We start from the raw sequence: 19,637 nt of genomic DNA, 5'->3' as shown, positions 1-19,637 counted from the left end.
GAGGCAGAATCTGCCGCGATCTGTGACGACGGTCCACCCACCGACACCGGCTATTTGAATCTCGGTGCGGGAACCTTTTCGTCGTCGATGGTGACCGTCGGCAGCATCTTCTCGAACTCCTTCGCCGCTGCCGTGTCCGATTCGAGAGCGCGCATCTCGACGCCGATCTCAACGAGACGCCCATTGGTTCTGTACCCGATCCGGGCCCCATACATGAAAGTCGGCTTCTGGTCGATCGCGAAGATCTCGCTCGGTCCGAGCAGACCTTGGAACGACCAGTAGTATCCGGCGGCGAGGCCCCCTGTGCGTTCGGAGACCACCGAGGACCCCTTCTCTGAGAACGAGAACTTCTTCTTCGCCTCAACCACCGATTGCGGCGACTCATCGTAGGCTTGGGAGCAGGTGATGAGGACGACGTCGTTCTCGGCGACCGAGGTCCCACGCGAGAACGAGTGGAACCCGTCGGTGGCCGAACCCTCCGACCAGCCATCTGCCATGGCAAGACTGATGTCGACCGGACATTCGGCGCCGAGGTTGACCGAGACTTCCTTCATCCCGTCGGGGATTCCGGCGTCGGGTGGTGCCGTGGTGGGGCTCTCGCCTGCTTTGTCCTGAACGGCGACACGGACCGGTCCCGAATCCCGTTCTGCGGTGCGGATCTGCAGGGCCGAACAACCGCTGAGGACGAGACCGAGCAGTGCCGCTCCTGCTACGACTGTTCGCACCTTCGCAGCGTGTGACATCACCGGTCGCTCCCCGGCCGCTGCTCGCGGTGACTCTGCGGCTGCTGTGCTGAATCAGTTTGTTGTTCCGAGTTGGGCTGCTGTCCCGGGCCGGGTTGCTGCCCCGAGTTGGGCTGTGCCGGCCTCTGAGGCTGCTGCGGCCAGGCATGCTGCGGCCCCGGCTGGCTGCCGTAATGTTGCTGTGGTCTCGGCTGGCTGCCATAGGGCTGCTGCGGGCCAGACTGTGGGCCTGCTGGTCCGCGGCCTACGCCCGGGCCCGGCTTGAACTGGGAGTGCTGTCCGGAGTCCGGCGGGAACCCGCCGCTGACCGATTGCCCGGTCGAACGGTTGACCAGGTTTCCATCGACGCGTTCGAGGCGTCGCTTCGAGGTCCGCCGCGGAGTGCCCAGGATGCGTCCCTGAAGCTCGGCCTCATTGGGCTGCCGGGGAGGCAGGAATCCGGGTGTCTGCCCCGAGTCGGGAAGCTGCACTGGTTGGACCGGATGCGATCCTGCTGCGGCCTGCCCCACCTGATCGGCCATCGGCGGCACCGTCACCTGAGCGGCGTCGCCGAGGACCGGCAGCACCATGCGCACCGATGTGCCCACACCCTCCTGGCTGAACAGCTGCACCGAGCCGCCGTGGCGGGTCACGATCGCTCGGACCAGGGACAGTCCCATGCCGGAACCGGCCACCGCGCGGACGCGGGAACCTCGTGAGAGTTCGTCCCACACCTGCTCCTGCTCGGTCAGCGGAATGCCGCTGCCCGTGTCGGCCACCTCGACGACGACCCACCGATGGTTGTCGATGATCTGCTCATTGGCACGCAGTTCGACGACTTCGGCCTGAGAGGAGTACTTCAGCGCGTTGCCCAGCAGGTTGAGGATCGCTGTGAGCAGCAGATCCTCCTCACCGGCGACATCGGGCAGGCGCCAAGGGGCGCGGGCGACGGTGGCCACGATCATCCGATCCTCGGCGCCCGGTGCCGTCGATGCGTCCTCGACGGCCTGGTGGATGAGCCGATCGAGGTCGACTCGGGAGTAATCGATGATGCGGGTCTCGACGTCGGCGAGTCTGCGCAGGTCGGCCAGCAGGCGTGCGACTCGGCGGGAGGAGACGTCGACCTGTTTGGCTGAGGATTCGACCTCGGCGATCGTCCCGCCCTCACGGACGACATCCCGGATGCTCGCGGCCGAGGTGCGCAGTGCGGTCAGCGGATTCTTCAGCTCGTGGTCCAACCGGATGAGCATCCGGTTGCGTTTGGCCAGGGAGTCCTCGCTGGCCGCCGTTTCGATCGACTCCCGCAGCGCGGCCTCACGCCGGCGCAGGTATCTCCAGACGAAGAACGCACCAACGGCCAAGCCTGCCAGCACAAGGAACAGCAGAAGCAGGAACAGCCAGATCTGGACCTCGACGACCAGGAAGTTCGTCATAGGGTCCTCTGGCCCTCTTCGCCTCGGACCTCACCGACGAAGCGATAGCCCCGACCCTGCACAGTGGCGATCCACCGGGGTTCAGAGGCGTCCTCGCCGAGGACCCGTCGCAGTTCGGCGACTCGAGAGTCAACCGCGCGAGTGCCCACAGCCTCCTCGAATCCCCACAGGATCTCGAGCAGACGGGAACGTTCGATGAGTTCGTCCTGGTGAACCATGAGGTACTCCAGCAGGGTGAAGCCCTTGGGCGTGATGACCAGTTCGCGGGCCCCCATCCAGGCGCGTCTGCCCACACGATCGACGCGCAGACCGAAGCTCGAGACCAGCACGGGGGCCGTCGCCAAGGGCGGTCCGTCCGAGTGGGTACGGCGCAGGACTGCGCGGATGCGTGCCACGAGCTCATGCGGGTCGAAGGGTTTGTTGAGGTAGTCGTCGGCGCCTTCTTCGAGTGCCATCGCTCGCTCGACGGCCTCTCCGACCTGGGTCAGCAGCAGAACCGGGACCCAGTTCTCCTCCTGACGCAGTCGGCGCAGAACCTGTCGGCCGTCGGCACCGGGCATGAGCACGTCGAGGACGCACACGTCGGGATTGTGCCGGTGGATCTCGTCGAGGGCCAGCAGGCCGTCGCTGGCGGCGAGGACCCGGAATCCGGAGCGTTCGAGGAAGGGGACGACGGCGCCGAGGACATCGGGTTCGTCATCGGCGACCAGCACCAGGGGCTGGGGTTCGTGCTGATTGTCAACCGTCATTGTGGTCCGTTCCGATTCCTTTTCTGCGTTCCCACGCGACTTCTCTGGCCTCTGCCCGATCGACCGCCTCGGCGAGTTCATCTCGGTACAGCATAGAACGACGCAGGTGCTTGGTGCGATAACCGGCGCGCCCCACCATGTGCGTGGCCACGGGGATTGTGACGAGCTGGAAGGAGATGATGATCGCCAGAGTCGTCACAGTCGCCCAGTTCGGGTACTGAAGCGCAATCGCCAGGGCAACCGCGATCAGCCCCAGCACCTGGGGCTTCGCACTCGCGTGCATGCGTGAGAGGAGATCGGCGAAACGCAGCATGCCCACTGCCGCAGCCAGGGACAGCACCCCGCCGAGGAGGATGAGCACCGCAGAGATGATGTCGAGGATCATCGGCGTCCCCCTCCCTCGTCGTCGGATTCGCGAGCAGCGTCGTCTGCTTCGCGGGCAGAGTCCTCATCGTCAGTCTCGGTCGGGGTGCGTGCACCGTCGTCGGAGTCATCCGGTCCCGGATCGGGTCCGGTACCCAGGCCCTCGCCGGCTGCTCCCGCGTCGGGGTCGGCTCCTTGGTCGAGGCCCACCGTGACCGGCTCTTCGTCTGGCTGAACGGTGATGGCGTCGGGACCGTCGGGGCTGTCGTAGATTCCGCGGGCCACGTCATCGGGCCACGGCTCCTCGTTCTCCGACTCTTCCACGGGGCGGGTCTTCGCGTCGTCCTGGCCCTCTCCGTCGCCGGTCGACTCCGTGGGCATGTGCCAGTCTAAGCTGGAGAAGTCACTGAGTGAGCCCACCTCGGCGCCGGGGGTCATGGAATCGGACTTGGACACGTACCGGGAGACGCTGACGGATCCGACGAAACCGAGCATCGCCAGCACGACGAGCACGGGCAGGAGATCCGTGCGCCCGGACAGCGCCATGAACCCACCCAGACCGCACATGATCGAGGCCAGCACCACGTCGGTGGCGATCATGCGATCAAGGATCGAGGGCCCACGGACGATGCGGTAGAGGGCGATGATCGCCGAGGCGGCCAACAGGACCGACGCCACGAAGACGAGGGTGTCGAGAACAATCTGACTCATCGGCCACCTCCGTCTTCGTCGGCCAGCGGGTCGGGGTCGACCTTCAGCGCGGCGAGGTCGCGATGGGAGCCGACGGCCTTGATGAGCAGCTCTTCGATGTGGTAAACGAGCTGTTTGGCCGACAGAATCTTCTCCTCGGAATCACAGTCGAGGACGTGGAGGTACAGGACGCCCTGTGCGCGGTCGCTGTCGATGATGATCGACCCGGGGATGAGACTCGCGGTGTCGGCCACGAGCGTCATCAGCAGGTCCGAACTTGTGCGCAGATCACAGGCGATGACCGATCCGGCGCCCACCGCGCGGGGACGGAACGCGTACCAGGCGACCTCGACGGAAGCGTGGATGAGCGAGTAGAGGAACCACAGTCCGTAATTCAGCGCATGGATGATGTTGAACCGACCGGAGAGCACCACCGGCGGCAGGTAGAACACCCGGGTCACGACGAAGGCAAGGATGACGCCGGTGATGATGTGCATCAGCGACACGGAATCCCAGAGCATCACCCACAACAGGACGAGGAAGAACACCAGCACGAGCTGCTGGACGAAGCTTCTGCCCTTCGTCATCCGGGGCCGCTTGGCGTTCACTGGTCATCACCGCCCAACACAGTCGAAACATAGCTCACGGGAGACTGCAGGTTCTCCGCAGCACGGTTGGACAGATCCCACAACGGGCCCGCGAAGACCGTGAGGACGATCGACGCGACGACCACCACCGTGGTGGCGGCGACCATCGACCCCGGCACTCCGATCTGCGCCTTCCAGGGTTTGCCCGCCAGCTTGGCCTTCTTGCGTTCGGCGAACTCCGCGACGAGCTCCTCATTCGGCTCCTCCGCATCCGCGGGGTCGCGCCAGAAGGCCAGGTTGAAGGTACGTCCGATGACGTAGAGGGTGAGCAGGCTGGTCACGGTGCCGGCGACGATGAGAGTGACGGCCAGCCAGTCGTGGTCGGAGAAACCTGCCGCGAAGAGTGCGACCTTGCCGATGAACCCGGAGAACGGCGGAATGCCGGAGAGATTGAGCGCCGGGATGAAGAAGATGATCGACAGTGCCGGTGAGAGCACCATGAGTCCGCCGAGTGACCGCGTCGAGGTCGAACCACCTCGCATTTCCACCATGCCGATGGCCAGGAACAGTGCGGTCTGGACGATGATGTGGTGGACCGTGTAATAGATCGCGGCAGCGAGCCCGACAGTGGTCCCCAGAGCCACGCCGAAGAGCATGTAGCCGATGTGGGAGACAAGAATGAATGACACGATCCTCTTGATCTCCGACTGGGCGATCGCGCCTAAGATTCCGACCACCATCGTCAATGCCGCGGCTATCAGCAGCGGAACTCGCAGCGATGATTCGGCGAACAGGAGGGTCTCGGTGCGGATGATCGCATAGATGCCGACCTTCGTCAGCAGACCCGCGAACACTGCCGTCACCGGCGCCGGAGCCGTCGGGTAGGAGTCGGGCAGCCAGAAGGACAGCGGGAAGATCGCGGCCTTGATGCCGAAGCCGATGAGCAGGAGGACGTGCAGAATCATCTGCACGTCCGGCGGCAGTTCGCTCAGCCGTTCGGACAGCTGAGCGATATTCACGGTTCCGGTCGACGCATAGATGACGCCGATCGCTGCCAGGAAGATGATCGAGGACACGAGCGAGACGACGACGTAGGTCACGCCCGCCCGGATCCGCTCGGCCGTGGCACCCAGTGTCAGCAGCACATAGGAGGCGACGAGGAACATCTCGAAGCCGACGTAGAGGTTGAAGAGGTCACCGGCGAGGAAGGCGTTGGCGACACCCGCGCACAGCACCAGATAGCTGGGGTTGAACACGGAGATCGGAGTCTCGTTCGAATCGTCGTTGGCGTCCTGGCTGAGCGCGTAGACGAGCACGCACAAGATGACCAGGGAGGAGACGACGAGCATGAGCGAGGAGAGCCTGTCGGCGACGAGCACGATTCCTGCCGGCGGCTCCCACCCGCCGATCGCCACGACCTGCGGGCCGTGGGCGTCGACGCCGAAGAGCATGATGAGCGAGATGACCATGACCGCGCTGAGGATCAGAATCGACACAATGTTCTGTGCCCGCGAGTGCTTCGACAGCACCAGCGCCAGCCCTGCGCCGATGAGGGGCAGGAGGACGGGCAGCGGCACCAGCACAGGAAGGAGATCGATCATTTCTTCTCCTCCGTCTCGGTTCCTTCGGGACCTCTGCCGCTGCTGTTCGCCGTCCCCCGCGCCGAGGTGGCAGCTCCGGGTTCGTCCTCGGCCTCGCGTTCGTGGGGCTTGCCGTCGTCGTCGAGGTCGATGGCGCCGGTGATCGGGCTCTCGGCCTCGTCACCGAATTCGGTGTCGTCGTAGTCCGTGCTCGCTTCGGCCTCGGAGTCGATCATCTTCGTGATCGCCACCTGGAGGTCGGCGGTGTCATCCTGCAGCGAGTCGGCCCGGACCAGGCGCCAGGAGCGATAGATCATTGCCAGCAGGAACGCCGTGACCGCGAACGTGATGACGATGGCCGTGAGGATGAGCGCCTGCGGGAGCGGGTCGGACATGCCCAAGGTGGACAGATTCTTCCCGTCGGTCAGCGGCGGCCCTCCTCGGCCTGCGGTGAGGATGATGAGCAGATTGACGCCGTTGCCCAGGAGGATGAACCCCAGCAGGACACGGGTCAATGAGCGCTCGAGCATGAGATAGATGCCGCAGGCGAAGAGGAACCCCATCGCCAGCACCATGATGAAGGGCAGAGTCATAGCCGCCCACCTTCGGCCCCGTTGTCCACATCGAGGTGGTTGACACGATCGAGGATCGAGGAGACGGCATCGTGCTCCGCTTCGACGCTGAAGTTCTCCGACAGGTGGTAGGACTGGTTGAGCCGGTTGGTCAGCACCATCTCGTCGCGCTCCTGGTGCAGATCCACCTCGGCGCCCAAGGACCTGAGGATGTCGAGCATCAGTCCGACGACGATGAGGTAGACGCCGATGTCGAAGAAGGTCGACGTCCCGAAGGACAGGTGCCCGAGCACCGGTATGTCGCCTTCGAAGTAGACGGACTTGAAGACGGTGTCGCCCCAGAACCATCCGCCGATTCCGGTGAGCACGGCCAGGATCATTCCGGTGCCCAGCAGGCCCGACGGGGTGAAGCGGGCCGCCTCGGCGAGTTCGAATTTGCCGCCGGCGAGGTAGCGCACGACCAGCGCCAGACCCGCGACGAGGCCACCGGCGAACCCGCCCCCGGGCTCATTGTGGCCGGCGAACAGCAGGTAGAGGGAGAAGATGAGGACCGCGTGGAACACCAGGCGGGCGGTGACCTCGAGGATGATGGAGCGGTTGCGTGGGGCCAGTGTGCGTCCGGCGATGAGCCAGGAGACTCGACGCTGCGTCACGTCTTCGCGTTCGGGATCGCGTGCGCGTGCCGAAGCGTGGTAGTCACCGACCTCCTCGGGGACCGGCTGGAACCGCACCCGCCCTTGCAGCTCGGTGCCGTCGCGGCGAGAGACGAAGCGGTGAAGGTGTCCTTCGCGGCCCCGGACGAAGATCAGCCCGGCGATTCCGGTGCCGGCCGCGACGAGAACGGAGATCTCCCCGAGGGTGTCCCAGACGCGGATGTCGACGAGGGTCACATTCACGATGTTCTTGCCGTGGCCCAATTCATAGGCAAGCTGGCCGAAGTCAACGGAGACCGGTTCGCTGACACGGACCCCGGCAGCGATGAGGACGACGAGCATCATGGTCACGCCGACTGCTCCGCCGATGATGGCGCGCCAGGCCGGGGTGAAGCGCCCGGTGCTCTGACCGATCCGAGCCGGAAGCCTGCGCAGGACGAGGACGAAGACGACGATGGTGATCGTCTCCACCAGGACCTGGGTCAGAGCCAGGTCCGGGGCGCCGACGAATGCGAAGTACGCGACCATCGCATAGCCCGAGATTCCGGTGACGACCACGGCGGTGAAGCGCTTCTTGGCGCGGGTCGCCGCGACCGCAACGACGATGAGGACCGCGGCGACGATGAAGTCGAGCGGAGTGCTGAACAGGTTGAACTCGATGTTCCACGTGTCGTTCGTGATGATCGCCAGGCCGAGGCCGGCCACGAGGACGAGGTAGACCACGCTCTGGTAGAACGGCAGCGAACCCCGCTGCGTCCGCGAGGTGACCCACAGCGCCAGTCTCTCCACCCAGCTGATCATCTTGCGGTAGAGGTCGTGGAAGTCCAGGCCCGCTGGCAGCGTCGACTGAACCTTGGCGAACGAGTCGCGGACGAAGAAGAGTCCGAGGCCGACGGCGATCGTGACTGCCGACAGAGCCAGGGCCGGTTCGAGCCCGTGCCACAGAGCCAGATGATAGTCGCCGTCGCCGGGGTCGACGACCGGCAGCGTCGAGGTCCAGGCCTCGAAGTAGCCGTCGACGAGCCCGACGGCCGGGCCCAGCACCACCGTGAGGACAGTCAGCATGACCGGGGAGATGATCAGCGTGATCTTCTCATCGCGGCGGGCGATATCGTCGACGCCGTCTTTGCTCGAGAACGCGCCCCAGACGAAGCGCGCCGAGTAGGCGACGGTGAGCATCGATCCGATCATCACGCCGACCAGCGCGATGATCGATGCTTTGTCGCCTGAGGCGAGCAGGGTCGAATAGACCGCTTCCTTGGCGGCGAAGCCCAGCAGCGGCGGCAGACCCGACATCGAGGCTGCTGCGATCGTGGCACAGACGGCCACGACGGGGAAGGCCTTCCAGCCTCCGGAGAGCTTCGTCAGGTCACGTGTGCCCGCACGATGGTCGATGATGCCCACGCACAGGAACAGACAGGCCTTGAACAGGGCATGCGCGATGAGCATGGCCAGTGCGGCCTTGGTGATGTCGGGCGTGCCGAAGGAGGCCATCGTCGTGAGGAATCCCAGTTGGGACACCGTGCCGAAGGCGAGCAGAAGTTTGAGGTCTGTCTGTTTGAGGGCCTGCCAACCGCCGATGAACATCGTGAGCAGACCCAGCGTGAGCAGGGTCTCTGACCATCCGGGCAGCGTATGGTAGCCCGGCGCCAGACGCAGGACCAGGTAGATTCCGGCCTTGACCATCGCCGCCGCATGCAGGTAGGCACTGACCGGTGTGGGAGCTGCCATGGCGCCGGGGAGCCAGAAGTGGAAGGGTATCAGCGCGGACTTCGAGACCGCGCCGACGAGGATGAGGATCACGGCGGTGACGATGACGGGCCCGGTGTCCATGCCGAGACTCGCACGCTCCATGAGGGCGGAGATCTGACCTGTTCCGGTCACAGACATCAGCAGGATCATGCCCACGAGCATGGCCAGTCCCCCGGCCGTGGTGACGATGAGCGCCTGCAGTGCTGCCTGGCGGGAGCGGCGACGGGATTGGCTGTGCCCGATGAGGAGGTAGGAGAAGACCGTGGTGCCTTCCCAGAACAGGTAGAGCATGAGGAGCTCATCGGCGAGGACGAGTCCGTACATCATTCCTGCGAAGGCCATGAAGACAGCGGCGAACCGGGCCAGCCCCGGCTCATCGGCCGGGAAATAACGGGCACAGTAGACGAAGACGAGAGCACCGACGCCGGTGACCAGGAGACTCATGATCCAGCCGAGCTCGTCGAGGCGGAAGATGCCGTCGAGACCGAGGGCCGGCAGCCAGCCCATGCTCTCGACCCACGGTGACCCGCCGGGCCCGAAGATGTCGGGGACCTTGGCCAGGCTGAGGATCAGCCCGGCGAGCGGCACCAGCGCAAGGAGGAAGAACCCGTCCCGACCGAGGCGTCTGACCAGTGGGAACGCAATGACAGCAGCCCCGAAAAAGGCTCCTGTCATGACTATCACCGGCGGACACCTCCGTCATTTATAAGATTTGCCAGAATGTAGTTCTCACCAGTATTTTCTCACGACACACTGCCAATCTCCCAATCAAAGAAGCGGTTCGCGGCAGTCATTGTGAACACGTTCTGCTCGATCTCCGCCCGCATTTCGGACGAAATCCGCACCGCTTCCGTACAGGGTCTGGGCGAATCGGGAAAGTCGCCGAGACCGGAATCAGACGCTCCGCCAGGCCATCGGCGGGAGGCGATTCGGAGGCCGAGAAGCAGGCTGGTTCAGCTGCGCAGCTGGCTGCTCGTGACGAGGAACCCGGTTTCGTCCAGGCCGGTCCCGTCACAGCCGATGAGCAGTTCCGCGCCGATGCTGTCGACGAGGCCGGCAACCTCGTTGCGCATCCGCCGGAAACGTCGGGTCTGGACCGGCTGGTAACGCTTCGACTCGGTATCCATCCAGTGCACGTGGTACTCGATCAGCGGCATCTGGAGATGCTTGGCGATGATCGGCGGCACCCAGTCAGCCTCGGACACGCGAATCTCGAGCTGGCCGGCCGCCTCAGCGATCTCCCCGAGAGGGACGAGGAGCGAATAGCCGTCGAGGATCACAGGCGCCGATGGGTCGAAGAGCGGATCGTCGATCGTGGCCTGAGCGAGAACCGCCTCATCCGGGGTCGGCAGCGCCTGTTGGAAGGCATGCGGGGCGTGCCTGCGCACCAGGGACAGTGCAACGTCGGGCTCGAGCCAGTAGGACGAATAGAGGTAGAGGTCGATCTTCGCCTCCGGATCGGGCACGAGGACACGAGTCGGCAGACCCGCCTCGTCCGCGAGGCGGACTCCCGTGTGCAGGCGTGATGCGACAGACAGGATGAGGCTGAGCGTCCGCTCCTCCTCCCGGTCGGGCAGGCCCTCCGGGAACGCCTCATGGAGTCCGTCGGCGTCGCTGAACCAGTCCGGCGGTGGAACCGGTTCACGGTCCCGAGGACAGTCGACGACGACCGCGTGGTGCACCCAATCAGGCAGCTCGAGTGCGGCGATCGCAGCCGCGTCGAGGTCGACCCCCTCGCTCAGACGCGAGTGACGACTCAGCTTCAGCTGACCGTTGCCGTCCAAGCGCGGGATGATGTCGGGCAGCCGGTTATGCACGAGCGCGAGCACATCGGAGACCTCAACCCCCTCGTCGAGGAGAAGCAGATGAAAACCGCGCAGGTCCGCCGAGACATCCGTGTCACTGACACGCTCGGCAGCCTCACGCTGCATCCGCAGCTCTCGGCGAGTGGTCACATGTCCCTCCGGTAGAAGTTGAGATGCGAACGGGAAGCGGTGGGCCCCTGCTGTCCCTGATAGCGATTGCCCGTCGCCTGCGAACCGTAGGGGTTGAGGGCGGCCGAGCTGAGGCGGAAGAAGCAGAGCTGGCCGATCTTCATTCCCGGCCACAGGGTGATCGGCAGGGTTGCGACGTTCGACAGCTCCAGGGTCACATGACCGTTGAACCCGGGATCGATGAATCCGGCCGTGGAGTGGGTCAGCAGTCCGAGACGCCCCAGCGATGACTTGCCCTCCAGCCGGGCGGCCACATCCTCGGGCAGGGTGACGAGCTCATGGGTGGAGGCGAGCACGAACTCACCCGGATGCAGCACGAACGGCTCTCCCGGAGCCGCCTCGACGAAGCGGGTCAGCTCGGGCTGGTCGAGGCTCGGGTCGATGACCGGATATTTGTGGTTGTCGAACAGACGGAAATAGCGGTCCAGGCACACGTCGACGCTGGCGGGCTGGATCAGCGCAGGATCGTAGGGGTCGAGGGCGATGCGTCCGGAGTCGAGCTCGGCGCGAATGTCGCGATCGGAAAGGAGAGTCACATATCCGATGGTAGTCGCCCAGCGGTCAGGAGTGCAGTGAACTGGGTTCGCGCGGGGGCGAAAAAACTCACAGCCAGCGCAACACGCCTGTACTTGGTAACGACTCGATAACAATACACGCTGTTTTTGCTGGTTTTCTCCCGTGTGTCTCCACATAGGCGCCAGTGAATGCTTTAGAGTAAGAAACTGTACGAACCCGCGCACGATGGTGCCTTCCTCTTCTTAAGCCAAGGAATGCCGGGAGTTCCATCGCCTTTCGTGGGTTGACAACAATCGAAAGGCATTACTGTGAAGACCACGCGTCTTGTGCTTGCCCCCGCAGTAGCCGTTGCATTGACAGGTCTTGCTGGTAGCGCTCCCGCGTTCGCAGCGACAGAGTCCGCTACGGTGCCGGCAGGCCCACTCTGTGCGTATGATGACGCGCAGCAGTCAAGTGACCCCGAAACCGACACCAAGGTTCCCGACAGCTCGGATCCGCAGGCGACTCTGTCTGCCGCACAGGTGACCCGGAAAGATGTCGCGGACCGCAAGAAGGGCATCGGATTCTCCGGCACCGGATTCACCCCCGACAGCAAGGCCACCGTCACGGTCGTCGGCACAGACGGATCCAAGTACTCGCCGAAGACCAAGCTGACCGTCGACGAGAAGGGCAAGGTGTCCGGCACCTACTACTTCTCCGTCACGGATGATGCCAAGGTCCCCTCAGGCAAATACTCGCTCTACCTCACCGATGAGAAGACCGAGAAGGACTCCTCGAAGGTCTCCTTCGAGGTCGTGCCGAACGACTCTGACATCAAGGACGACGCCAAGGGCTCCGATTGCACCCCTGCAACCGGCCCCGCCTCGGATCCCTCGGAGACAGCGACCGATGATCCGAGCGAGTCCGCGAGCTCGGAACCGACCGAGACCAAGTCCGAAGAGCCGAGCGAAAAGCCCACCGAGACCAAGGAAGCTCGCAAGCCTGCTGCTCCGAAGCCGACCGAGACCGAGACGAAGTCTCCGGAACCGCCTGAGACCGAGACTTCGGAGCCGACCAAGTCCCAGACTCCCGAGCCGACTGAGACCGAGACTTCAGAACCGACGGACACCGGATCCAGCGAGCCCTCGGAGACCGCCGAGGACGAGTCCGACGACTCGGCCGAGGAAGACAAGGCTCCGGACACGACAGCTCCGGCCAGCCCCGGCACCGATGACGAGGAAAAGGAGGCCGCGACCACCGCGACCCAGGCACTCATCATCGACCCGACCGAGATCAGCTCCGAGGATTTCCTCAACGAGGGCATCAAGCTCGGCATCACCGGCGCACAGCCAGGCGAAAAGATCTCGATCACCGTCGAGCATGCACAGGGCAAGGTCGATCGCTACACGATGACCAAGGAAGCCGACTCCGAGGGCAAGGCGACCTTCGGCGTCCAGGCCAAGGTCAAGTCCGTGCTGGGAACGTACAACGTGACCGCCCAGGCGGACAGTTTCGACAAGCCACAGGGCGGCAGCTTCACCGTCGTCACCAACGGCACCTCGGTCGATGAGGATGGAGGCAACGGCAGCGACAGCGGCAATGACCTGCCTCGCACCGGTGCCGAAATGACCGGTTTGGCTCTCGGCGTCGGACTCCTCGTTGTCGGTGCCGCAGCCGTCGTCATCACCCGTCGGCGGATGACCGCCTCCGACGATCCTGCGGAGTTCTAAGATCCGTTGAACGATGAATTGTCCCTAGCGGGGCTGCACCTCGGCAGACACCAGATCGATCTCGGTCGTCTCCGAGCAGGGACAATGCTCGGTCTCATGGGCAGCACGGACAGCACCACTGAGGTGGTGCTGTCCGTTGCTGCGCGCTCCGACGTCGCACCACCACCGCAGTTCCCGACCGGAATCCGGTCGGGTCTCACGCGTGTGCGCAGGTGGGTCAGAACCTATCTTCGAGAATTCAATGCCGGATCTGGGGAGGCGGCATTGGCTCAGGCGTGTACGGAGTTCGGGGTCAAACCTGATGTGCTGAAGCGTCGGCTCGGCGAACTCGATGCCAGTGAGCGTGCCAAGCTTCGCCTGGCCGTGGCGTGGGCGAGCGGATCGACGTGGCTGACGTTCATCGACCCCTTCGCCTCCGTCCCCGGCCACGTGCGTGCTGGCTTACGCGGTCGCCTGGCCGACTTGGCCGCCGCACACGGCAGAGGGATCGTCTTCACCTCGAATACGCTGACCGATTTCACCATCGCCGAGGCGGGTGTGGCCGATATCGAGAAGGGCGAGCTCGTCGCGTTCGGTACTTTGGAACAGGTCGTCACGGAGCCCCGGGGCACCCTGCCGGCCGAGCTCAGCGGAGTCAACGTCTACTCCGGGCTTGCCCGCAAGGGCTGGCTGTCGATCGGTCACTCTGCGGTGAAGGCACGGACCGAACTCGATGGGAAGGTCTTCGTCACCCTCGGGTGGCGCAGTGCGCTCCTGTCGTTGGACGAGCACGACGAGGCGTTCACCTCGGCGACGGTGTTCGAAGCCATCGTCACCGGACTGCGCGATCGCGGCTCCTGCCTGCAGGCGAAGCTGTCGCCGGTGGACACGGAGATGGGGCTCGCCCTCGACGTGGACCTGGCCGACCTGGCCGGGGTCTCCCACGTTGCGAGCCGAGCACGTGGCCAGATCGGCGACAGCGATGATGAAGGACGCGCCAGGGCCGGATTCGGGGTTCTGCACCCCAGCCTCGGCGAGTCGATCGCCGCGCTGCGTGCCAACGTCAAGGTCGGCACGCATGTCTTCGTCGAGGTCGACACTTCGGCGCTGCACGCATACTCGGTGGAATGATCACCGCCGGCACTTGCACGACTCACCCGTCCTGCGTGTCGACGCTCCGCCGCGTGTCCTCGGCCTGTGTGTCCCCGCCTTGCCGCGTGTCCCCGCCGATCATTGGGCCGAGTGACGTGCCATTGGCATTAAACTGAAATCCCCTCATCCCCCACCGAATCAGGAGAAGCCATGCGAACCTCGCGCAAGCTTCTGATCTCGGCGCTCCTGGTCATCGTGCTCACTGTGGCAGCAGTCCCCCTCCTCAACTTCACGATCTACACGCCTGCGCGTGCCGCCGAGGCCTATATTTCAGCGATCGAGCACGCCGACGCCGAGCGTGCCTTCTCCTACCTCGCCTCCCCCACTCCGTCCTCGACCCTGGCCCTCAACCACGACGTGCTCAACGCCTCCCCTGACCTGCCGCGGGATGCTGAGGCGACGACGGTGTCGGTCGATGAGGACCACGCGAAGGTCACGCTGAGCTATGTCCTTTCCTCGCAGACGCAGACCGTGGAGCTGTCCATGGTGAAGCTGCCCGCGACCGCCGGTCTGTTCGATCGGTGGGCGATCGAGCAGGAGGAGTGGCCCACTCTCGACCTGCAGGTCGAAGGGTCGTCGACGGCGACGGTCAATGGCTACGGCGTCTCCGCCGGTACGGTTCCCGTGCTGTTCCCCGCCACCTACCTCGTCGGCTTCGATGCGACCTATCTGAAGTCGAAGCCAGAGCGTGCCGAGGTGACGGCACCGACGGACACCGCCGAGATCGCACTGTCACCCGAACCCACGGCGAAGCTGGAGCAGGCGGTGAACGAGCAGGTCACCGAGCATCTGCAGAAGTGCGTAAAATCGAAGACCCTGTACCCCTCAGGCTGCGTGTTCGGCTACGACACGGACAATGAGATCCTCGGCGATGTGAAGTGGTCGCTGGTGCGGGAACCGGAAATCGGCCTGACCGCCTCTGGCAACGACCTCGAGCTCACCCCGTCCACCGTCGAGGTGCGCATCCAGGGACGCTACCGCGACATCGTCACAGCGGCCGAGCACGACTTCGATGAAACGCTGTCCTTCACCATGGGTGGCTCCGTCGTCGTCAAGTCCTCGCAGGTCCGCTACGATCCGCGCCGCCTCGGCGACGTCTCCGTGAAATAGCCGCACGACGCGGGCCCCTCGAGCTGGCTTCGGCGCGGCTTTCAGGCGCCGCGGAGGTCGAGGGTGAGCTCGGCAGGGGCTGTGGCGACGAGGTCGACCGGGATTCCCCAGTCCTGCTGATAGAGGTGACACGCGGCGTGCAGGGGGATCTCGCCCCCGGGTTCGCCGTCGCAGGCGGCCGCCCGTGCGGTCACGTGCAGCACGCCCGACTCGAGATCGGGGTTGATGACGATGTCCCTGTTCAGCCCCTCTGCGCCTCCATTGCCGGACACGATGAGCTCCGGCGGCGTCGCCGAGACCTGCAGATACGTGGGATCTCCCCACCGGTCGTCGAGCTTCTGACCTGCTGGAACGGTGAAGCTCACGCTCACTGCCACTGGCCCTGAGGCGATCTCGGTCGAGGGACGTTTGCTGGTGAGCGCACCTTCATCGACCCGTTGCGCGTCCTTGGGCAGCTTCACTCTGGTCAGCGCGTGAGAGGCGGATTCGACGATGAGGAGTTCGGCTTCCGAGGCTTCAGCGGCCCCGGCAGACTCAAGGACGAAGATATCGGAGGGTTCGCGCAGTCCGCGGGCCAGGGTCGAGACCTCGTTCGTGGTGAAGTCGTAGCGGCGGATCGCGCCGTTGTAGGTGTCGGCGATCGCGATGGATCCGTCGGGCAGGCTCCGCACTCCCAGGGGGTGCTGCAGCCTGGCCTCGGCTGCGGGGCCGTCACGGAATCCGAAGTCGAAGAGTCCCTCGCCGATGAGCGTGGACACAGCTCCGGTATTCGGGTCGAGGCGGCGGATCGCCGAGGTCTCCGAGTCCGCGATGAACACATCACCGTCGGAGCTGAGGTCGAGGCCCGAGGTCTGCGCGAACCATGCGTTGTCCGCATCGCCATCAGTCAAGCCTTCGTTCATGGTGCCCGAGAGCAGGCGGATCGACCCGGCTTCGGGGTTGAACGACCAGATGGTGTGGTTGCCCGCCATCGCCACAACCACCTCGGCGGTGGAGGGGACGAAGAGGACGTCCCAGGGCGAGGAGAGCTTCACGTCGAGGGCGGGCCCATCGTAATGGCCGAGTTCGCCATGGGTTCCGACCACATTGTCGATCGCGCCGACCATGTGCTGGGCCCCGGTGCCGGCGACCGTCGTCACAGTTTCGGTGTCGAGATTGATGCCGCGCAGGCAGTGGTTGACGGTGTCGGCGACGACGAGGTGATAGCCGGCCTTCGCAGCCACATCATCGGGAAGAACGGTGATGCCGCCGGGTTCGCTGAAAGATGCCCGGGCGAAGTCGCCGTCGTCCGCGCCGCGGGCACCGGTGCCGATGCGGCGAACGATGGTCTGAGCCGAAGGGTCGTATTCGACGAGGCTGTGGTGCCCCGAATCGGCGACGAGGAGGTTCCCCGTCGGCAGTGCGGTGACCTTGCCGGGATAGAATAGTTCGGTCTCCGGTGCTGGTGGCGGCACGTACGGACCGTCGCCGAAGTGCAGTGTGCCCTTGGCCGAGTGCTCCTCGACGAGGCCCTCGATGATCTCACCGAGGCCGGCGCCATGGCCTTCGCCCGACAAGGTCGCGACCAGATACCCTTCGGGGTCGATGACGGCCAGAGTGGGCCAGGCTCGGGCGGTGTACGCCTGCCAGGTGACGAGGTCGGGATCGTCGAGGACGAGGTGTTCGACCTGATAACGCTCGACGGCCTGATCAACGGCCTCAACCGTGCGTTCGAACTCGAACTTCGGCGAGTGGACGCCGATGATGACGAGCTCTTGTGCGTACTTCTCCTCGAGCGGGCGCAACTCGTCGAGAACGTGGAGGCAGTTGATGCAGCAAAAAGTCCAGAAGTCGAGCAGGATCACCTTGCCGCGCAGGTCGGCCAGGCTCAGGTCCTTACCGCCGGAGTTCATCCACCGACGGCCGATGAGTTCAGGTGCACGCACCTTGACCTGGTGGGACGCCGCGGCGGAGGGCGCCGCGGTTGTTGGGGATTCCTGCGGACTGGAGTTCATAGCTCCATCTTCACAGATTCACCGCCGCGACGGGAGGCCCGGTGTCATCATGTGACCAACGCCCCAGGCGCCCGTCGTGGCAATCGCAGTGACAGATGCTGGTGATACCCGCTGCACCGCGAATCAGCAGCGGGCGCTGCGCCTCAGGTGTAGTCGCGGGCGCCGAACACGCTGGAGCCGACGCGGACCATCGTCGCGCCTTCGGCGATGGCGAGTTCGAAGTCGTTGCTCATTCCCATGGACAGTTCCTTGGCTTCGGCGGGCATGGCACCCGAACCGATGAGCTTCTCGCGCAGTTCCCGCAGGTCGGAATAGCTGGGGCGGATCTCCTCGGGCGTGCGTCCGGGCAGGCCGATCGTCATCAGCCCGCGCAGTCTCATCCGTGTGTGATCCCGGAGCTCGGCGATGAGCGCCTCTGCCTCATCGGGGGCGATACCGGACTTCGAGTCCTCGCGAGAGGTATTGACCTGGACGAAGATGTCGAGGGTCTGGTCGAGGACCTCGAGGCGGTTGTTGATCTTCGTCGCCAGTTCCAGATTGTCGACGGACTGAATGCAGTGCGCGTGCCGCAGCGTGTGGTTGACCTTGTTCTTCTGCAGCGGCCCGATGAGGTGGGCTTCATGCTCCAGATCATCGAGGTCGTCCGCCTTGGCGACCAGTTCCTGGACCTTGTTCTCACCGATGAGGGTGAACCCATGCTCGAGCGCGACGCGGATCTTCGGGGCCGGTTGGGTCTTGGTCGCGAGCATGACCTGCACATCGGCACTCGTGCGTCCGCTCGCCTCGGCGGCGGTTGCTGTACGCGCGGCCACCTCGTCGAGGTTGTCCCTGATGGAGGCGACCTGATCATCGGCCAGTGGTTCGGGTGTGTCTGGGGAACTCATGCGTCCAGTCTTACACGTACCCGCCGAAGTTTCAGGTCGTGGTCGCGGGCACGGTGGTGTTGCTGTGACGCGGGCACGGGCACGGAACGGCGAACGGTCGGTAAGTGGTGGTCGAAACCCATTCGTGAATCGACCACCCCTTACCGACCGTTGGCGAATCCGCCCGGCAGCCCTACTCCGGCAGTCCTTCGGCCCTCGCATCGATGTTCTTGATCAGCGCCGAGGTGTCGAGACCTTCGAGGCCGGCATCGACGAGCTTCTGCAGCTGAGCGTGGACGAGCTGCGCGGCCGGCAGGTCGAGGCCCTGCGTATCGGCGCCTGCGAGGGCCAACCCCACGTCTTTGTGCATGAGGGCCGTGGCGAACCCGGGCTTGAACGAGTTGTTCGAAGCCGCAGTCTCCGTCACACCGGGCACGGGGTACCAGGTGCGCAGGGGCCAGGAGTCACCGGAGGAAACGGTCGCGATGTCGTAGAAGACCTTCGGATCGAGTCCGAAGCGATCAGCGAGCACGGCGCCTTCGACAACACCCTGCAGACTGATCGAGAGCATCATGTTGTTAACGATCTTGGCGGCCTGACCGGCAGCCTCGCCGCCGGCATGGAACATGTTGCCGGCCATCGGCTCGATGAAGGTCTTCGCCTCGGCGACATCCTCATCGGTTCCGCCGAGCATGAAGGTCAGCGTCCCGGCTTCTGCACCGGTGACTCCTCCGGAGACGGGACCGTCGACGAAGCGGAACCCGGCCTTGGCCGCCTCGGCGTGCAGGGCGCGAGCGGAATCGAAGTCGATCGTCGAGGAGTCGACGAGGAGGGTCTTCGTGTCGGCATTGGCCAGGACACCGTCGGGCTCCAGGTAGACCGCGCGGGCGTGCTCTCCCTTGGGCAGCATCGTGAACACGATATCGGCACCGGCGACCGCCTCGGCGGCGGACTTCACCGGATTCACCCCGTGCTTGGCCGCCTCTTGAACGGCGATCTCCACGAGATCGAAACCGTTCACGGTGTGTCCGGCCTTGACCAGGTTCGCGGTCATCGGGCGGCCCATGTTCCCCAGGCCGATCCATCCAATCGTCGACATACTATGCCTCCTCGCATCATATTCTTCAGCAGTTGCAGTGTTTCCCCTCACATTACGCCAGTCACTGAGGCAACACCGGTCGTGCAGAATCACATATTCCGCACCGGATATGTGCGCGCA

17 protein-coding genes are annotated in these 19,637 nt (G+C 64.8%); 3 read left to right on the top strand and 14 right to left on the bottom strand.

The genetic code is table 11. From position 1 onward, the window contains the following. Window positions 1–50 precede the first annotated feature (50 nt). The 11 genes from BLT92_RS11075 to dcd form a co-directional block, all read right to left on the bottom strand. Window positions 51–725: a hypothetical protein gene (locus tag BLT92_RS11075; protein WP_231938772.1), complete on the bottom strand. Its 675-nt coding sequence runs from the start codon at window positions 723–725 to the stop codon at window positions 51–53. 17 nt (window positions 726–742) lie between these two features. Further along, the gene (locus BLT92_RS11070) at window positions 743–2,155 is read right to left on the bottom strand and encodes a sensor histidine kinase (RefSeq protein ID WP_092105644.1); all 1,413 of its coding nucleotides are present in this window, start codon (window positions 2,153–2,155) and stop codon (window positions 743–745) included. Further along, complete coding sequence (locus BLT92_RS11065) at window positions 2,152–2,904, bottom strand: response regulator transcription factor (protein ID WP_092105642.1); 753 nt, start codon at window positions 2,902–2,904, stop codon at window positions 2,152–2,154. The genes BLT92_RS11070 and BLT92_RS11065 overlap by 4 nt, the downstream gene beginning before the upstream one ends. After that, on the bottom strand, window positions 2,894–3,289 hold the full coding sequence (gene mnhG, locus BLT92_RS11060) for a monovalent cation/H(+) antiporter subunit G (protein WP_009882262.1): 396 nt from the start codon (window positions 3,287–3,289) through the stop codon (window positions 2,894–2,896). The genes BLT92_RS11065 and mnhG overlap by 11 nt, the downstream gene beginning before the upstream one ends. After that, window positions 3,286–3,978: an MrpF/PhaF family protein gene (locus BLT92_RS11055; RefSeq protein ID WP_092105640.1), complete on the bottom strand. Its 693-nt coding sequence runs from the start codon at window positions 3,976–3,978 to the stop codon at window positions 3,286–3,288. Before BLT92_RS11055 ends, mnhG begins: the two co-directional genes overlap by 4 nt. After that, entirely contained in the window at window positions 3,975–4,544 is a 570-nt protein-coding gene (locus tag BLT92_RS11050; protein WP_231938771.1) for a Na+/H+ antiporter subunit E, read from the bottom strand. Before BLT92_RS11050 ends, BLT92_RS11055 begins: the two co-directional genes overlap by 4 nt. Window positions 4,545–4,561: 17 nt before the next feature. After that, complete coding sequence (locus BLT92_RS11045; RefSeq protein ID WP_092105636.1) at window positions 4,562–6,145, bottom strand: Na+/H+ antiporter subunit D; 1,584 nt, start codon at window positions 6,143–6,145, stop codon at window positions 4,562–4,564. Further along, a complete protein-coding gene (locus BLT92_RS11040; RefSeq protein ID WP_092105634.1) occupies window positions 6,142–6,717 on the bottom strand; it encodes a Na(+)/H(+) antiporter subunit C in 576 nt (191 codons plus the stop codon). The genes BLT92_RS11045 and BLT92_RS11040 overlap by 4 nt, the downstream gene beginning before the upstream one ends. After that, a complete protein-coding gene (locus tag BLT92_RS11035) occupies window positions 6,714–9,776 on the bottom strand; it encodes a Na+/H+ antiporter subunit A (RefSeq protein ID WP_092105632.1) in 3,063 nt (1,020 codons plus the stop codon). The genes BLT92_RS11040 and BLT92_RS11035 overlap by 4 nt, the downstream gene beginning before the upstream one ends. 278 nt (window positions 9,777–10,054) lie before the next feature. Then, entirely contained in the window at window positions 10,055–11,056 is a 1,002-nt protein-coding gene (locus BLT92_RS11030; RefSeq protein WP_092105630.1) for a hypothetical protein, read from the bottom strand. After that, entirely contained in the window at window positions 11,053–11,631 is a 579-nt protein-coding gene (dcd, locus tag BLT92_RS11025; protein ID WP_092105628.1) for a dCTP deaminase, read from the bottom strand. Before dcd ends, BLT92_RS11030 begins: the two co-directional genes overlap by 4 nt. Before the next feature lie 387 nt (window positions 11,632–12,018). Here dcd and BLT92_RS11020 point away from each other — a divergent pair, with 387 nt between their 5' ends. The 3 genes from BLT92_RS11020 (at window position 12,019) to BLT92_RS11010 (ending at window position 15,561) form a co-directional block, all read left to right on the top strand. After that, on the top strand, window positions 12,019–13,320 hold the full coding sequence (locus BLT92_RS11020; protein ID WP_092105626.1) for an LPXTG cell wall anchor domain-containing protein: 1,302 nt from the start codon (window positions 12,019–12,021) through the stop codon (window positions 13,318–13,320). 96 nt (window positions 13,321–13,416) lie between these two features. Continuing rightward, window positions 13,417–14,430, top strand: coding sequence for an ATP-binding cassette domain-containing protein (locus tag BLT92_RS11015; protein ID WP_231938770.1), 1,014 nt, complete (start codon window positions 13,417–13,419; stop codon window positions 14,428–14,430). Window positions 14,431–14,601: 171 nt separating this feature from the next. Further along, entirely contained in the window at window positions 14,602–15,561 is a 960-nt protein-coding gene (locus tag BLT92_RS11010; protein ID WP_092105623.1) for a hypothetical protein, read from the top strand. Between the two features lie 41 nt (window positions 15,562–15,602). Here BLT92_RS11010 and BLT92_RS11005 read toward each other — a convergent pair whose 3' ends face one another. The 3 genes from BLT92_RS11005 to mmsB form a co-directional block, all read right to left on the bottom strand. Beyond that, window positions 15,603–17,555, bottom strand: a complete 1,953-nt coding sequence (locus tag BLT92_RS11005) for an NHL domain-containing thioredoxin family protein (protein ID WP_092105622.1) — start codon at window positions 17,553–17,555, stop codon at window positions 15,603–15,605. Window positions 17,556–17,698: 143 nt separating this feature from the next. Continuing rightward, complete coding sequence (locus BLT92_RS11000) at window positions 17,699–18,439, bottom strand: YggS family pyridoxal phosphate-dependent enzyme (protein ID WP_092105620.1); 741 nt, start codon at window positions 18,437–18,439, stop codon at window positions 17,699–17,701. 172 nt (window positions 18,440–18,611) lie between these two features. Then, window positions 18,612–19,568 carry a 3-hydroxyisobutyrate dehydrogenase gene (gene mmsB, locus BLT92_RS10995; protein WP_269457393.1) on the bottom strand — a complete coding sequence of 319 codons (957 nt, stop codon included), beginning with the start codon at window positions 19,566–19,568 and terminating at the stop codon, window positions 18,612–18,614. Window positions 19,569–19,637 lie beyond the last annotated feature (69 nt).

The sequence above is a fragment of the Brevibacterium picturae genome (assembly GCF_900105045.1).
In the GTDB taxonomy this organism is placed as follows: Bacteria; Actinomycetota; Actinomycetes; order Actinomycetales; family Brevibacteriaceae; genus Brevibacterium; species Brevibacterium picturae.
This window is presented reverse-complemented; position numbering and strand designations above follow the sequence as displayed.

Excerpts from the sequence above, each read along its gene's own strand:
- BLT92_RS11070 (WP_092105644.1), bottom strand. The coding sequence starts at position 2,155 with ATGACGAACTTCCTGGTCGTCGAGGTCCAGATCTGGCTGTTCCTGCTT.
- BLT92_RS11065 (WP_092105642.1), bottom strand. The coding sequence starts at position 2,904 with ATGACGGTTGACAATCAGCACGAACCCCAGCCCCTGGTGCTGGTCGCC.
- mnhG (WP_009882262.1), bottom strand. The coding sequence starts at position 3,289 with ATGATCCTCGACATCATCTCTGCGGTGCTCATCCTCCTCGGCGGGGTG.
- BLT92_RS11055 (WP_092105640.1), bottom strand. The coding sequence starts at position 3,978 with ATGAGTCAGATTGTTCTCGACACCCTCGTCTTCGTGGCGTCGGTCCTG.
- BLT92_RS11050 (WP_231938771.1), bottom strand. The coding sequence starts at position 4,544 with ATGACGAAGGGCAGAAGCTTCGTCCAGCAGCTCGTGCTGGTGTTCTTC.
- BLT92_RS11045 (WP_092105636.1), bottom strand. The coding sequence starts at position 6,145 with ATGATCGATCTCCTTCCTGTGCTGGTGCCGCTGCCCGTCCTCCTGCCC.
- BLT92_RS11040 (WP_092105634.1), bottom strand. The coding sequence starts at position 6,717 with ATGACTCTGCCCTTCATCATGGTGCTGGCGATGGGGTTCCTCTTCGCC.
- BLT92_RS11035 (WP_092105632.1), bottom strand. The coding sequence starts at position 9,776 with ATGACAGGAGCCTTTTTCGGGGCTGCTGTCATTGCGTTCCCACTGGTC.
- BLT92_RS11015 (WP_231938770.1), top strand. The coding sequence starts at position 13,417 with ATGGGCAGCACGGACAGCACCACTGAGGTGGTGCTGTCCGTTGCTGCG.
- BLT92_RS11010 (WP_092105623.1), top strand. The coding sequence starts at position 14,602 with ATGCGAACCTCGCGCAAGCTTCTGATCTCGGCGCTCCTGGTCATCGTG.
- BLT92_RS11005 (WP_092105622.1), bottom strand. The coding sequence starts at position 17,555 with ATGAACTCCAGTCCGCAGGAATCCCCAACAACCGCGGCGCCCTCCGCC.
- BLT92_RS11000 (WP_092105620.1), bottom strand. The coding sequence starts at position 18,439 with ATGAGTTCCCCAGACACACCCGAACCACTGGCCGATGATCAGGTCGCC.